A 14,702-nucleotide genomic window follows, 5' to 3' on the forward strand; every position below is an offset into this window, starting at 1 on the left:
AACCTAGAAAGTCGCTCTATGCTCAACGGAATCAACTGAGACGAAGGATAAGAGCAATTATGGAACAGCAGATCATTTGGATCATCGCTGCAATAGGCGGCGCCACCTTGGCGGGGGTCTTCTGGAAGATGCAAGGAGGGTTCGGACCAATGAACCTTCGAGTCGTAGGCATCGTCCTGATTGCGATTTTAAGTTCGTTACTGGCGGTGGCGAAGACCAGCGATTTCAGTGCCGCGATAGGTATCTTAGGGGCGATTGCTGGATATTTGTTCGGCACTAAAACAGACCAAAAATAGAATATCACCCCGGTTTAGCAAGCCTTAGTGATTGTGGTTACTGGAGTTCCCACCAATATCCATGATTGTTCCTGTGGCGTTGATATTGCCATTCACCTGCAGGTTGCCAATAAGGGCAACCTGAGGAATATCCAAAATCGCCGAGGGCGCCTTCACTACTACCGGCTCACCAGACTCAACGGTCAGATTCCTGGCGCACTTGAGCAAGATGGCCCCGACACAATTCAAGGACATCTCACTGGCCACCTGGTCATACGTGATCACGGTGCCATCCTTGAAACGCACATAGTCCGTGTTTTCATCTATTACGGGCGGCGGTTCAACGGTCGAGTAGATCCCGCCTAGGTACACGCCACCCACGCCATCGGCATCGAGCAGCACCGCGACCTGTTCGCCCAGTTCGGGCATGAGCGGCCTGCACTGTGTGCCCTGCGTATTGCGCTGAGGCACGTTGAGCCAGTAGCTCTCGACCCCATCACGATCATCCAGGCGTACCCGGATGCGACACGTCAGGCAATCCACGGCACTGACTTCGCCGTACTCCAGTTCAACGCCCATTAGTTTGCTGCTCCATTGTTAGGCCACCACTTCGTGCTGAATGCCATAAGTTGTCAAGGCCAGGTCCGACTTGGTGTTCTCCTGGGCCAATGTGATCGAAGGCGCGGAGATGCGGCAGACTGATTTGTCCACGGTGTAACCACTCCGAGTCATTCGATGTTGCGAAGACGTGATCAGGTAATTCCCGCCGAGCTTGCCCGCCGCTACCAAGGTCACCACATTGCCGCTGAGCAGGTTGGGTCGGCCCATAGCGCCCCAACTGCCGGTGGTGCGTTCGCGGTTGGCCTTGGCCAGTTCGGCCTTGGCTTTTGCCTTGGACTCTTCGGCCGAGGCACTGCGCTTGCGGCTCTTTTTGGTATCACCACTGGTGGTGGCCTTGCTCACGCTGCTGGGCACTGCGACGGTTTCGCCATTTTCGACTTTATAGGCAATCAGCTTTTTCTTCGCGGGCTCCTTGTGCTTCACCTCGATGGCCTGAGGGACGCTCTTGATCTGGTCACGCAAGTTCACGCTGCTTAAGTCCTGGAGCACCAGAGTGGCTACCGGTGCGCCCTTGACCAACTCACTGATGGCATGGAAGACCATTCGATCACCGATGACCTTGAAGGCATAGTCGTACTCGGCCGCCAAGTTACGCAGAAAGGTCAGATCGGACTCCTGCTGGGTCAACCGGTCGAGCTTGATCGGCTCGATACTGCCAATCAGCTCCAGCCCCTGACGTGCCGCGATCTGCTGGGCCACGGCATCCAGAGTGGTGTTTTCATAAGCGTGGTGTTCGGTGGTCCGTAATGCCGCTTTAATGCCGGTGGCCAGCGCATGAATGGTGATCGTTGAGGGTGGGCAATTCAGCTCGACCTCATCAATCTCAAATCGCCCAAGTACGCGTAGTGGCCCACCCTCCCAGCCAATGGACACGGTCAAGCTGTCGCCGTGTCCTGGATACCAGGTGTCGCGCCATTTACCCTCGGTGTCCTCCAATTCAACCTCCAGGCTGTCGGCCTGACCGGTGAGGTAGTCGGAATAGGACAAAGAGAGCAAGTGTTGGCTGACGTTCCGCGTGATATTGCTCTGCTGATAGGCCAGCACGAAGCGCGCTTCTGGTACTTGCGTGGGGATCATCGCATCCATGGTGGAAGATCCTCAGCGGTGGCCACAGGCTCAAGGATTGGGATGGCCAAGGTCAAACCCGCCGGCAAAGCAGCGGTGATCGGCACATGCGTGTTGGCTTCAACGATCGGTAAGTAACGATGAGCATCACCGTAATATCGCCAGGCTAACTGGTCCCAACGCTCACCTTCAGTTGTGACATGCGCGATAAACATCAGGACTTCCTCGTCAGGACTTGTGCCGCCAGCCCGGCTAACCGGGTCCGGGCGCCATCCATGGTGGTGAGCGCCTGACCAAGCGACTCTTGTGATGCAGAGAACCGATCAACAATGTTGCCCAGGTCAACCGGATTGAGGGCTGATCGAGCCCCCAACACGCTGCCCAAAACGTTCTCACCCAGTCGCGACAGATCGGCCCCATCCTCTAGTAGTCCGGCCACTGATTTCAGCCCTTGCAGCGGCCCAATAGCCCTGGCTGTAACCCCCAGCAATTGCGGGACTTGACCGAGGATCATCGAGGCGTTGCCGCTCTTGACCGTCTCATACAAGTTCTGGCCTGCCTTCAGGATGTTCCCGGCCCTTTTTGCATAACCAATCACCGACTGGACGGTACTGGGGGTTGGCATCAGCCGCGAGATGAGTCCGGGCTTACCGGCCGTCGCTGCAGATGTACCACTCAAGGCTGAATCGAGCAGCCCCGGCCGGGCGACCTTACGAGTGAAAGCCCCGGCGTATTCCTTCAGGCTCAACTGAACAGTGGCTGCCTTGATCTGACCCACGGCCGTGGTACGACGCATGGCATTGGAGATGTTGGTGATGACGTAGGCACCCAGGTATTCACCGCTTCCCATCACAAAGGCCAGAGGCTCATGTTTGCTCTTGGCCAGGCGCAGGGTTCGTAATCGTTCCTCAGGGTCGCCCAGGACCGGGTGCAGCTCGATGGTCAGGTTGCACTCATCCAGACCTTCACCGATCCATTCCAGCAAGGGTTTCCCCTGGATACGTGCGTGCTCTGCCCAGTCGGCCGATCCGCTTTGCTCCATGCCGCTGATGCCACCGGCCACGGTGAATTCGATGTCACCCAGGATTGCAAACATTAGGCGATCCCCTCATCAGATGGGCCATAGCTACGGCGGCGCTTGTCGTGCGTGTAGCGCTCCATCATCCGCATCCATTCGACATAGCCCGCCTGCAGTCCTTGTTGAACCTGCTGTTGTGTGTCGGCCCCACCAGGTACGGTGATCTGAGGTGAAAAAGTGAAAGACGGTCCGCCGCCCATACCTGAGCCCATTCCAGCAGCGGCGCCTCCAGCGCTCCCCATCATGCTCGCCCTGGAGACATCGGCCGGGTTCGGCGGCGCAAGGTCGACACCCGATTGTGCAGCCATGCCAAGTGCTGCTTTTCGCACCAGGTCAGACTGCGCACTGATGCCAATGGCGGCGCCTTCGCTGATGTTCGCGCCATAGCCCATGAACACACGGCTCGGAGACTGGATGCCGAGTGTCTCGGTAAACCAACCTTTGACCGAAGTCCCGACACCGACAACAGCTTCTTTGGCAGCACCTAAAGCATTGCTGATGCCATTGACCAAACCATCAATGACCATGCCGCCGAACTCGGTGAACTTGCCCGGTAGTTCAATTCCGAAGTAACTCATCACCCCGGCAAAGGCTCTGTAGAACATACCGACCGGAGAAAAGTTAACGAGCAAACCCAAAATGCCGGAAAGACCACCGCTGAAGCCGGCTTTGATCTCCGTCCACAAGCCGGCGAAGAAGCCTTTGATCGGCTCCCAGTAGCGATAAATCAGATAAGCCGCCACGGCGATGCCCGTGATCAGCAGACCGATGGGGTTCATCATCAAGGCTCGACCCAGCCAAAGAATCGCCTGGCCAGCGAGGCGCAGACCAAAAAGCAACTTCCCACCCAGCACCCGGCCAAGCACGGCGCTGCCACGAGCCAGCCAACTCACAGCGCTGGCCCCTTTGCGCATACCATTGATAAATGGCGCGAATTTGCCCATCTGCCACATGCCGCGCAACAAGGTCCACTTCGAGGAAAGTGTCGTAATAGTGGTGCTCATGGCCACGATGGGCGACAGCACCAGGTTGGCCCCATAAGCCACACCGATGAAGGCCATTTTGCCGAGTAAAAGGCCACCGACCAGGCCGATGACGCCTTTGATAAGTTCAGGATTTTCACCGGCCCAAGTGCCGAATGACTGCATTACCGGTAGGACGGCTTGCGTGACGTCGACGAGGGCCGGTAACAGGGTGCTGCCGATGGTGATACCGATCTCCGAAAGATTGATCGTCAGCGCTTTGAGCTGCTCCTTCGGGCTTTCCATCCGTTTTTTCCAGTCTGTATCAAGCCCGCCTTTGTCGGCCGCTTCCGTGCTGCCCTTTTGGATACTGGCAAGTTCCTTTTTGTTGGCCATAGCCGGACGGACGAATGAGAGAACCTGCTGGTCAGCAAACAACTCCCCCAACTTGTAAGCTTCGTTCAATCGATTGAGGGCGATCTGCCGCTCTTCGTCGTCCTTGATCGCCATGGCTTTTTGAAATTTACCGGCGGCCTCAGGCCCCTTGCTTCCTACATACTGAGTGATGACTTCCAGCATCGCCTGGACCGGAGTAAGTCCGTTTCCAACCAGGTTCTTCATTGACGCGGTGAGGTCAATCCCTGCGCCCTCAAAGGACTTTAGAGTGTCCTTCGCGGTCAGTTTCGAAAGGAAGTTTTTAAAGTTGTTAGCCGCTTCATCGTTGCTACCGGCGCCCTTACGGGCGATTTGTAGCGAGGCACCGATCTCGGCAACAGCGCGCTCACCTGTGATCCCCAAGGCCGCAAACTGTGGCGTGAGCTGCGGCAACCATTTAGCCATGTCAGCCAATTCAAACTGACCGCTCTTGCCGGCAAAGGCCAGCATGTTCATTGAACGTTCAAGCCCGGCGGCGCCAATTCCTAGGTTGTCATTCAGTGCGATGGCCACCGAGCCCAGATCGTCCATGCTGGCACGCGTGGCGGTAGCCGTTTTGGCCATCACAGGGGCATAGGCGGCCAGTTCCTTGGCGCTGGAGATCCCGCCAGCGATCAACACCGCTGTGCCTGCGGCAACGTCTGCTTGGGTTTGATTCCACTTAAGTGCGGAACCGCGCATTACATTTCCGAGTTGTTCCTCCTCCGCTGCATCGAAGCCACCCGTGATTGCGATGTCATTGGTCTGGTCTTTGAAGTCGATAGCCGTACGCATGGACTGGACAACTGGAGCGCCAAGCACCGCTGCTGTTCCTGCGGTTTCCATGGCCTGGCCACGCAACTCACCTCGTTTGTTTTTAAGGGTTTCACCACGGGCGATGCTGGTGTTGAGACGCTCTTGCTTGACCTTGAGTTGATCAATCGTACGACCGACCTGGTCATACTGGCGACGCATGCGCTCGATGCCGGTACCACCGCGAGCCAACGACGCCGCCAGCTCGGTGCCGATGAGCTTCTGTTTGGCCGTCAATCCATCAGTAGCACGACCAAGCTGCTGCACAGTCGACTTGGCCGAACCGAATGCGGCACTCAGGCTGCCCGATACAGCGGCCCCGATCTTTAGTCCAACCAGAACTTCATTAGCCATAATTTGCTACGCTGTGGGCATGTTTGAGAAGACCGCTATACGCACCGCTAAAACCCTTTATGCACTGGCCATCGGCGTCGGTGTGGTCTGGCTTGCCTGGCTATGCCTGACGAGCCTGCCGGTGTGGGCTGCGGTTTTGATGTTCTGCCTGGGCCTGCCATTGCTAGCCCTGGTGGCCGCCCCTATTGCAGCGGGCGGCGCGTTGTTGGCGGGAGTGGTGGTCGGGCTGGTGGTAATGATCAGTTCTTCATCTGCTCGGCGAGTTCGATACGACGATTGATCTCGCGCCTGCATGTCTCCACCCAGCGCCAATAGTCCACCATGTCCAGTCGGACGATCTCAGACGGCTGCATCCTCAGGACGAGCAGCAGCGCTTCGTCCCAGGACTGCAGCAAGGTCTCCTCCATTGGACATTTCCCGCAACACCTCGGTGGCTGACTTAGAGTCAGCAATATCGAATTCACCGAGGTCCTCCAGCGTGATGCCCAGCATCTTCGAAACAAGCATGTCTTCCAGATCAGCTTCGTTTTTGACGACAGCCTGCGCGGCGCTGATGTCTTTGCGCTTGAGACGCTTGATAGGCAGCTTCGAGATCGTCTCGCCGCTGGCACTCTTGAAAGGGAATTTGAGGGTGAAGCTGATTGTTTCGGCCATCTTTGTTGCTCCAGGTTGTCGGTCTGATCGACTGCTCTAAATGAGCCCTGAGCATCGCACCCGGTCGTGGTGCTGGCTTTTAATCGAGTTTAAAGAGAAGCTCTATGCCCCTCAAAAGGGGGCAATCCAATGAGAAACTGCAAGGAGCCGATATGGCAGAGCAGGGAAAAAACATAGAGCGCTTCGACAAGCTGTGTCACCAAATCATGCAGGCGCTTGTTGATAATTGTCCTATAGAAATGAAGCTGACAGCTGGGACTTTCGGACTACAGCAACGTGATAGGAATGACCAATACGCTCAACTGACGAATGATGAAGTGTTCATGTATGCGGCCCTAAGATGGTTGGCAGATGAGCAAGTCATTCGCCGAATAGTGGACGGAAAAAACAGTTATGTAGGTCATGTCATTACGATCAAAGGGCTAGAGCTACGTAATGCCGTGCCCGCAAGTTTAAAGCCCCGCATATAGCGTAATGCTGTTCATTTAAGGAAAAAACGCCGCTTACCCGATTGGCAAGTGGCGTTTTTCTTGGACCTCACCAAAGAACCAAAAACCAAAATCTCTCAGTCAGCGGCTTAAATGAGCTGCATTAGGCCATTGTGTCGGGCTTTTTCGTTGTGGTTGATCGAATTCATAAATAGGATGGGTTGCGGCCATCTGATGCCGCGTAATTTTAGGGACGAAAAGATGGAATTTTCCGGCAAAGATCAGTTGCTTTTTACACTGCTCACTGACATTCATAAGGCGCTAAAAATTAAGGATTCTGTTGACGCAGACTTTATCCAGCGCATGATTAACGGTGGGGAAGGATGGGCGTTAGCGCATGCTTACCCGCAGATGTTCCTTCGTGAGGAAACACCGGAGAACGTCAAATATGTGATGGATGTGTTAGATCTGTGGCAACTCCTTGAACTCGGCTATGAAAACCTGACAGAGTCGGAACGCGCTCAGTTGGATTTCTCAGCAGGCGATGTGGTATTCCCTGGTTTCGACGGCAACAATGAGAGTGAGCTGCTTTCTATTGCACGTGTCCTCACCGAGGATCTTGGCAAATGGGCGCACTTCAAGGGCAGGATCAAAAATTCGCATATGCCTACAACAGGTCTTTATGAGCGCATGCTTGAAGAGCTGTCAAAACAACGCGAACCCTACTCGTATGAGCTAACCCTCGATCAGTTGCAGGCGGTTTTGCGGTCACGAACTCATCCAAGCAACCGGTGAATGTGCGTTTGACGCTGCCTTGCAGGTAGCGTCTCATCAAGCGCTCAAGAACCTGCATATCCGGCTAATGCCACTCACTTAAAAAAACGCCGCGTCCCCCTAACGGGAAAGCGGCGTTTTTCTTGGGCTTTACCAAAGAGCCAAAAGCCAAGCTTTTCAGTCAGCGGCTCAAGTGAGCAGTATTACGCATATAGCGGGGTTTCTTTTTTTATGGGTTTGACCAATCCCTGCTGACTGAGTCACGCCTGCCCGATGTTCTGCCTGTACTTGGAAAGCTGATCCTCACCGCCCACGCGGAAGATGTTGGCCAGGTAATCCAGCAAAACCACCTCTTGCCCATCGAGCACCTGACGAACATACGTCGCCGAAAATGGGGTCTCGTACTTGGTCGGGTCTCGCGGCTTGTGATTGCCCAGCTGATACTCCTTGCCGGTGATGGTCATCATCGTGACCAACGCGATCTCGTCAACCAGGCCGCCGTTGTTGAAGACCTGGACGTTGGAGCGGCACTGCAACTGGACGCTTTTGAATGGCGTGACCAGCTTGACTGCGGCGTCGTAGTACATGCTGTTCCAGGTGATCTTGCCTTCCAGTTTATCGATCCCGTCAGGCAGCTCGATCAAGCCAACCATGCCCAGCCCTTGAAAGTCGCTGGTCACGGTTTTGATCGAGCCCAGGTCGATCTCTTCAGCGCGGCCGAAGAAGCTCGCGCCATCAAGATAGATCGCGGCGTTGGAAACGCGGTGTGCACTAAAGCCTGCCATTTATGCGGCTCCCAGGTTGACCAGGTATTCCCCGGTGATTTCAGTTTCAAAGGTGCCACGCTCAAATGGCAACGGCACAGTCAGCTTGTAATTGAACAGGGCATGGCCCAATTCCAGCTCTGTCTGCGGGTTACGTGCAGGGTCATACCAGCACTCGCCACCGACCAACGCCCCGTCGATGGTCAGCTTGCGCAGGAACGAGTTGACGCTTTCCGTGATGCTGTCGATCAGCGAGCTGATGATGGGCATGTCCACGAACTGCAGCGAGCTGTAACGAATCGACTCGTCCACCACGTCCTTGGTGCGCCGCACGTTTTCGAAGTTGCGCATGTGCGTCACGGTCGGCCAGGCAGCGGTTCGGTTGCCCCACAAGCGCAGGCCGGTACCGAACGAATTGAAGACCGTAGTAATGCCATTTTCGTTGAGCAGGTTGACCTCGCTGCCCGCGTCATCCACCCGAGCGGTCAATGGCCGCTCCAGACCGATCACGCCCATCAGTTCCTGGTTGGAACTGCTCCACCAGTAACCCTTGTCGTTGTCGACTTTAGCCCGCAGACCTGCAGCGCGGATCGACAGCGGCTGCAGACGCTCACCATCAGTTGCAGCGTCGTACACTTTGACGTGCGGGTAGCACAGACGCACGCGGTCGCTGCTGGTGTTGAAGTTGATACTGCCAGCCGGCCCGCGCCCGGAGATCACCTGTTGCACCGTGGTGCCAATAGGCGCGTCGATGTAGGCGACACCGCCTACATTGATAGCCTCGGCGGCCAATTCGACACCCACCGAGTTCAAGGTACTGAAGCCTGGCGCGATGAAAATCTTCGCAAAGAAACCCAGCGTGTTGTAGCTGTCCTGGAAGGCCTTCAAACCCGTGCGACGTCCGGCGACGGTGATACCGCCGATGATGTCGGCAGGTGTAACTTTGCTCGGGTCGGCGTGGGTATAGCTGGCTTTCACCTGGCCGTTGGCTGGAATGGCTCCCGTCGCCAGGCGCTTCACCCGACCGGTGAGCAGGGTCACCGTGTAGTCGGTGTCGAGTGCGTACGGGGTAGCACCGTCAGCGGACTTCAGCTGCAGAAGTTGTAACGCTCCGTGCTCCAGCTGCAGCAGGTCGTTATCCCCAAACTGTTTCACCTGGTCAGCGACATTGGTGCGGTGAACCGCTGGATCAAGCACGTTGATCACCAGCACCGTGCCGGTGCCGAAATCATAGATGCCCTCCAGCGCTTCGGGAATGCTGAAGCCGGTGAGGTGTGAGCCGAACTGAGCCGCGTCCTTATCGTTCAAGGACAAGGTCAGCTCATTGACCGGACCGATAGGCGCTGTGCCGACCAGGGCAATCACCGCCGACTTGACCACCCGAATGGCCCGAGGGCCGCGCTCGACCTCGGTGGTTTCAATACCGTGCAAATAGTTGGCTGCCATCGAGCGTTACTCCTGTTCAGTTTTCTGAGAAGCGATTGCTGTCTTGCCCGCAGGTTTCTCGGTAGACGGCAAAAGCACCAGGTGCTTGAGTTCCAACAACACCAGGGTGTACTCGTGATCGGCCGGCAGCTCGACGGGCTTTCCAGGAAGCAGTTGCACTTCAAGCAATTCGCGGGCTTCGCCTACCCGCAGAGAGGCAGCGCTTTGCGGCCCGGTGTAGGTGTAGCGGGTAAGTTTCATAGTGGTTCCTCAAACTGGAGGTTGGGTGGTAGCGCTGGACCGGTTGGGTATGGGGCCTGCACTTGAGTGGCCCGTACGGAGAAGTCCTGCCCGTACTGCCAGAGTCCACTCATTTGGCCGATGAACTGCTCTGCTATAGGACGGCACGCCTGATCGCAATGTGGTGCAAACCATCCCGTCAGACAGGTGCGGATCTGATCCAGGTAACTGATCACCCCATCCTTGCCATTGAGCTGGCGAAACACCAGGGTCAACCTGATGACGATGTTGCGTGCCTGGAACATCGCGTCGCCGGCTTCGGACCCACCGAAGGTTGATTTTCCGTAAGCCAGCAAGATCGCCCCACGTGGATGGTTAAGGCGGTAGCCCGCTGGATTCTCGGGAAACAGCTCGACCATCAACTCCTTGCCGAACTGATCCTGCAGTCGGGCACGCATCGCATCGAGTAGCTGTTCGGTTTGGGTTTTGGGCGGGGCTGTGCTCATCAGTAGCGCTCCCATAGATCGCTACCGAACTGCTGACGGCGTGCGCGAGTACGAATTTCACCAGGTTCTGGCGTGGCTTGGCCGCTGGGCATGCCCAGGGTGACTACGCCATCGCGGATACTTTCCAGGAGCTTGATGGTGTCCTTGCGGCTGTCCTTAACCGCATCGGGCAATGCGCCCTCGGGGCGGCGCTGATACAGCCAGTGCCGCGCCAAGTAGACCACTGCGTCCCGCAGTACCGTCGGCACCGGATCGAGCGGCAGGTTGTAGCGGCCCCGCAGGTAGCCATCCACCAACTCTTCCGCTTGACGTACGCCGTCCTCAATGACGCTTTCATTGGGTAGCTCGGCAGCCGGATCATCGTTGGAGAGCTGAATCAGCGTCATCTCTGGTACGGCGTTGCCGATGTCGGCGCGGGTGCAGTAGCGCATAGGTCAGCCCGCCTTCAGCTCGACCAGGGCTTCTGGGAACAAGCACATGGCGAGCGGGTTGGCCTGGGCTTCCAAATCCCAGCCTTTGCCCAGTTTGCGTTCTTCAGCCTTGCTGTAGAACGGTTGGCCCAAGGTGTTGACGGTTTCGTTGTAGTTGGCCGGGGCGTTGAACATACGGAAAACGCCACGGGCCACCGGGAACACCTGGGCGATATCGGCCGGAATGAAACGCTGGCCGCTGACGGTAACGTCGTATTCGATGAACTCGATGCCACCGAAAGTGAAGCCGGAGCGCATATCTCCGCCGATACGGTCCTGAGCTTCCTGATAGTGCTCGAAGGCCTTTTTGACGTTTTCATGGCCTGTGAAGGCATCGAACCAATCAGGCCCGCAGAAAGAGCGGAAGCCCGTGACCATCACACCGCCCAGCTTGGATTCGGCGTGGCGTTTTGCACCCAGGCAAGCCTTGCGAACATCAGTCTCGGCGTTGCTCAAGGCAACAGTGATTTTTTTCTGTGCAACGTCGAATTCGTCAAACAGATCAAAAAGAACAGAACCGTCCGCATCAAGCAGCTTGCCGCGCAAAGCGCCAACCCGTTGGAATTCGCGGGTGGCCTCAATGCTGTTCTTCAGCTCCTGCAGGTTGTCATTGATCACGGTAGCCACAGGGGCGGCGGAGCTTTCCTCACCGAATGCAGCGATCCCCTGCAACTGGCTCGGAAGGATTGGTCGGCTGATAGGCAGGTGCAAGGTTTCAAAGCTGCGGCGCTTACGTTTGCCACCCTTCATTGGAGCTGGATCATCATTACGCGAAGTGTTGGGCACGAGGACCAGACGACCTTCACGCTCATCAATCACCACGCTGGTGCTGGTAACACCTTTTTCGTCGAACAGCCCCATTGCGCCGACTTTGCCGGGAACAGCCGGGAGTTTGTTCACCGCAGCGGTGAGGTTGGCGACGCTGAACATGTCTTGCAGATTCATGGAGTACTCCTGATCAGAGGGCCGCCCGGGCAACGATGCCCAAGGCGTTGAGTTCGTCCAGGGCGGTGGCCTTCTGGGCTTCGGTGATGCCGGCCGGCCATGCCAGTTCGGCGGAGTCGATGACGGCGCCGCGAGAAACCACTACGCCCGGCTGGTCGCTGGTGGTTGCGTTCACCGCTTCAATCAAAACCGCCGCCGACTTTTTGGCCGCGCCAGTGCCAGCGAGGTCGAGCACCTGGTACTTGCCGGAGACTTTCGCCAGCACCTGGCCGAACGCGTAATTCACCCCGCCCAGCAGGGTGACTTTGTCCTTCGTCCAGCCGGGGCAGACTTCGACCAGCAGCAAATCGCCCGGATCTTTCGGTTGAGCAAACGTGGCCATAGGGCCTCCTATCGTTTAGAGCGGGCTTCAGCGTCGGCCAGCAATGGGTTGGTGGTTTGGGGGACTGTCTTACCGGCGCGGGTTTTGGTGGCGACTTCCGCGAAACTGACGCCGCCGGCCAGGTCACTGAAGATCGCTTTCAGGCCGTCGCTCAACGGCTCGCGGGCGTCCTCTTCACCGAACTCCAGCGGGGTTTCGCTGGAATCGGCGTAGTCCAGCGCCGCAATTACGGCCGGGGCGTGTACGGGCTTCATGCCCGCAGCAACCAGCTTTTCGGCGAACTCGACATTCGCCCCGTGAATGGCTTCCTGCGCGGCAGTGCGGGCGGCCCTGTCCCGCTTGGCGATATCGGCCTTCAGGCGTTTGTTCTCCGCCTCAAGGGCGGTTGGATCTTTGTCGGACATGTTGGTTACCTCGGTGGATCGGGTGGGTTCGGAGAAAGCGGGTTGATCTCCCGACTCAGGCTGTCGGGCGATTTCGGCGAGGCTGTCGATGGCCCACGACGGGGCCACCTGGTCGGCGGTTTCTTTGTCGAATTTGCCGATGAACCACTCGCGCAAACGGCGCCACATGTCGGAGTTGAGTTCGTGGCCGTAGTCGCCGAACTCGACAACGCCTTCTTCGCCGTCGGCCAGTTCAATGGGGCGAAGTCCTTTCACTGCCGGTGGCTGGGCGCCGAGAAAGCCAACATGGCGCAGGTAGTACACGCCGGGCACGGGGTTGTTGGCGGCGTCGGGGTGGTAGAAGGAGGCGGAAATTTTCTTGTAGCTGCCCTTGGCTACTTGTTCGGCGAAAGCCGGGTTGACCTGTTGCGGTTCGGCGACCAGGCCTTGTGCGGTAGCCGTCAGTGACTTGACCCAGCCGGCGGCCGGGGCGTCATGCTTCGGGTGGCCGATGACCATCGGAGCTTCGTGCAGGGCCGGGTCGTATGCGTCCACCGTGGCGGCCAGATCGGACTCGCTAAAGTCGAAGCTGACGCCATTCATTGCGGTGTGGCTGCCGGATTTGAAGATGTGCAGTGGTTTCATGGCTGTGCGCTGCGTCGAGGTGATGCGCACAGCCTGGGCCAATGGGTGGATCAGGACTTTTAATCGAGTTTAAAGAGTACGAGCGCCAAAGCTTGGAGAGCCCCGGTGCCAATGCGATGATCGGGGACGCTGAATACGCTTTGAACTGTTAGCAGGAGTTAGGTATGGATGATCAGGAGGCAGTGGTCTGTTACGGATGTGTTGGCGATGAGTACCTGAAAACGCTCATCAAGAAAGAAGGGGCTGCGGCCAAATGCTTCTACTGCAAGAAAAAAAGGAAAGCCATCACGATAACGCTGCTTTCTGATTGGATCGCCGAAGTGATGTTGTCGTTGTTCGAAAATACCTCCGTTTGGGAAAGAGGAGACGACCTCAATTTCCATGTTGCTGAAATGTTAGGCCGCGATGACACCGACGACGTTTTGGTAGGCGACGTTTGTGGCGAATTAGTAAATTGCTCGCAGTGGGACATCATGCAAGGCGGTGAGGCCCGATTTGATGAGTTCGGCCTCTACATGCCCCGCCATGTACGACCAATCGAGGCCGAGCGCAAATGGCAAGACTTCAAAACCAGCATCATGCACAAAAGCCGCTTCTTTAATCAGAGCGGTAAAGAGTTTCTTGAATGGCTTTTCGCAAATATCGATTCGTTCCGAAACTTCAGAACGACTGATCGTAATGAAGATGCAGTGGTGCGTACGATCAAGGCAACTGACTGCGTAGACTTGTTTCGCGCCCGCGAATGCAAGTCCGTCGATGAAGCACGAGAAATATCGAACAATCCCGCCGATCAGTTAGCCGCGCCACCGAAGGAAAAAGCACGGGCAGGCCGCATGAATCCTGAGGGTGTCCCCGTTTTCTACGGTGCCTTTGATAGAGAAACCTGCGTTGCGGAACTTCGACCCGCCGTCGGAGGAAGCGTCATCAGTGGGCAGTTCAAATTAACACGAGACTTGCGGGTCCTCGATTTCAAGCGACTTGAGGACGCGTACGAGCATGCTCCCTTGAGCCTGTTTGACCCTGAAAGCCGGCTAAAAATAGAGCGTCGAAAATTTCTAACTACTTTTCACGACAAAATTAAAAGCCCTGTTTTGCCGAAACAGGAGCATGAGTACCTGACAACACAAGTGATCGCTGAGTACCTTTCTACGCAGCACACGCCACGAATCGACGGGGTAATTTTTTCGTCAGCGCAAAATAGCGGAGGACTGAACATCGTGCTGTTTGCTCATGTCGTCTCGCTGGAATCCGTAGGGGAGGTAGTGCGACCGCCACACGATCCGAACAAGCCGACTCGCGGAATTGAATACATTCCTGAAACCCTCCGTCGCCACAAGATCACGTCCGTCAAATTCAAATTCGATGATGAAAAGTACACTGGGCATGAATTCGATCCATTTGGCACGTACCTGGATCACGATGAAGATTGGGATTGGTAAGCCAGATACCAGCGGACAATATAGCTGGGCGGCTTTATAAAGCGTTTACAGCGTTGGTGACCAAG

General features: G+C 56.5%; 19 protein-coding genes. 5 read left to right on the top strand and 14 right to left on the bottom strand.

Features of this window, described 5'->3' with window-relative positions; all coding sequences use genetic code 11:
• Positions 1-59: 59 nt before the first annotated feature.
• On the top strand, positions 60-296 hold the full coding sequence (locus CKW16_RS12350) for a hypothetical protein (RefSeq protein WP_095128652.1): 237 nt from the start codon (positions 60-62) through the stop codon (positions 294-296).
• A gap of 24 nt (positions 297-320) precedes the next feature.
• Here the strand turns inward: CKW16_RS12350 and CKW16_RS12355 are convergent, their stop codons facing one another.
• Genes CKW16_RS12355 through CKW16_RS12375 form a run of 5 tightly spaced genes read right to left on the bottom strand, consistent with a single transcriptional unit; the run spans position 321 to position 5,582 of the window.
• Entirely contained in the window at positions 321-854 is a 534-nt protein-coding gene (locus tag CKW16_RS12355) for a phage baseplate assembly protein V (RefSeq protein ID WP_095128653.1), read from the bottom strand.
• A gap of 18 nt (positions 855-872) precedes the next feature.
• Positions 873-1,982 carry a phage late control D family protein gene (locus tag CKW16_RS12360; protein WP_095128654.1) on the bottom strand — a complete coding sequence of 370 codons (1,110 nt, stop codon included), beginning with the start codon at positions 1,980-1,982 and terminating at the stop codon, positions 873-875.
• Positions 1,970-2,176, bottom strand: coding sequence for a tail protein X (locus CKW16_RS12365; RefSeq protein WP_095128655.1), 207 nt, complete (start codon positions 2,174-2,176; stop codon positions 1,970-1,972). Before CKW16_RS12365 ends, CKW16_RS12360 begins: the two co-directional genes overlap by 13 nt.
• Positions 2,176-3,057, bottom strand: a complete 882-nt coding sequence (locus tag CKW16_RS12370; RefSeq protein ID WP_095128656.1) for a phage tail protein — start codon at positions 3,055-3,057, stop codon at positions 2,176-2,178. Before CKW16_RS12370 ends, CKW16_RS12365 begins: the two co-directional genes overlap by 1 nt.
• Entirely contained in the window at positions 3,057-5,582 is a 2,526-nt protein-coding gene (locus tag CKW16_RS12375) for a phage tail tape measure protein (protein ID WP_095128657.1), read from the bottom strand. Before CKW16_RS12375 ends, CKW16_RS12370 begins: the two co-directional genes overlap by 1 nt.
• A 19-nt stretch (positions 5,583-5,601) precedes the next feature.
• Here CKW16_RS12375 and CKW16_RS12380 point away from each other — a divergent pair, with 19 nt between their 5' ends.
• Entirely contained in the window at positions 5,602-5,862 is a 261-nt protein-coding gene (locus tag CKW16_RS12380) for a hypothetical protein (protein WP_095128658.1), read from the top strand.
• A gap of 59 nt (positions 5,863-5,921) precedes the next feature.
• Here the strand turns inward: CKW16_RS12380 and CKW16_RS12385 are convergent, their stop codons facing one another.
• Entirely contained in the window at positions 5,922-6,236 is a 315-nt protein-coding gene (locus CKW16_RS12385; protein ID WP_095128659.1) for a phage tail assembly protein, read from the bottom strand.
• 104 nt (positions 6,237-6,340) lie between these two features.
• On the opposite strand from CKW16_RS12385, the gene CKW16_RS12390 reads away from it, so the two are divergent.
• Entirely contained in the window at positions 6,341-6,706 is a 366-nt protein-coding gene (locus CKW16_RS12390; protein WP_095128660.1) for a hypothetical protein, read from the top strand.
• Between the two features lie 219 nt (positions 6,707-6,925).
• A complete protein-coding gene (locus CKW16_RS12395) occupies positions 6,926-7,459 on the top strand; it encodes a YfbU family protein (protein WP_176471546.1) in 534 nt (177 codons plus the stop codon).
• A gap of 239 nt (positions 7,460-7,698) precedes the next feature.
• Here CKW16_RS12395 and CKW16_RS12400 read toward each other — a convergent pair whose 3' ends face one another.
• The 8 genes from CKW16_RS12400 to CKW16_RS12435 are packed head-to-tail and all read right to left on the bottom strand — an operon-like array spanning position 7,699 to position 13,198.
• Complete coding sequence (locus tag CKW16_RS12400) at positions 7,699-8,223, bottom strand: phage major tail tube protein (protein ID WP_095128662.1); 525 nt, start codon at positions 8,221-8,223, stop codon at positions 7,699-7,701.
• On the bottom strand, positions 8,224-9,648 hold the full coding sequence (locus CKW16_RS12405; RefSeq protein WP_095128663.1) for a phage tail sheath subtilisin-like domain-containing protein: 1,425 nt from the start codon (positions 9,646-9,648) through the stop codon (positions 8,224-8,226).
• Between the two features lie 6 nt (positions 9,649-9,654).
• Complete coding sequence (locus CKW16_RS12410) at positions 9,655-9,888, bottom strand: hypothetical protein (RefSeq protein ID WP_095128664.1); 234 nt, start codon at positions 9,886-9,888, stop codon at positions 9,655-9,657.
• Positions 9,885-10,373, bottom strand: coding sequence for a Gp37 family protein (locus CKW16_RS12415; RefSeq protein WP_095128665.1), 489 nt, complete (start codon positions 10,371-10,373; stop codon positions 9,885-9,887). Before CKW16_RS12415 ends, CKW16_RS12410 begins: the two co-directional genes overlap by 4 nt.
• Positions 10,373-10,804 (bottom strand): gp436 family protein, encoded by a 432-nt coding sequence (locus CKW16_RS12420; protein ID WP_095128666.1) that lies wholly within the window; start codon positions 10,802-10,804, stop codon positions 10,373-10,375. The genes CKW16_RS12415 and CKW16_RS12420 overlap by 1 nt, the downstream gene beginning before the upstream one ends.
• Positions 10,805-10,807: 3 nt before the next feature.
• Complete coding sequence (locus CKW16_RS12425) at positions 10,808-11,788, bottom strand: major capsid protein (RefSeq protein WP_095128667.1); 981 nt, start codon at positions 11,786-11,788, stop codon at positions 10,808-10,810.
• Positions 11,789-11,801: 13 nt separating this feature from the next.
• Positions 11,802-12,170, bottom strand: a complete 369-nt coding sequence (locus CKW16_RS12430; protein ID WP_095128668.1) for a head decoration protein — start codon at positions 12,168-12,170, stop codon at positions 11,802-11,804.
• An 8-nt stretch (positions 12,171-12,178) separates the two neighbouring features.
• Entirely contained in the window at positions 12,179-13,198 is a 1,020-nt protein-coding gene (locus CKW16_RS12435) for a phage protease (RefSeq protein WP_095128829.1), read from the bottom strand.
• 164 nt (positions 13,199-13,362) lie between these two features.
• On the opposite strand from CKW16_RS12435, the gene CKW16_RS12440 reads away from it, so the two are divergent.
• A complete protein-coding gene (locus CKW16_RS12440; RefSeq protein WP_095128669.1) occupies positions 13,363-14,637 on the top strand; it encodes an RES family NAD+ phosphorylase in 1,275 nt (424 codons plus the stop codon).
• Positions 14,638-14,702: the final 65 nt, after the last annotated feature.

It is taken from the genome of Pseudomonas sp. Irchel s3h14, assembly GCF_900187425.1.
GTDB lineage: Bacteria > Pseudomonadota > Gammaproteobacteria > Pseudomonadales > Pseudomonadaceae > Aquipseudomonas.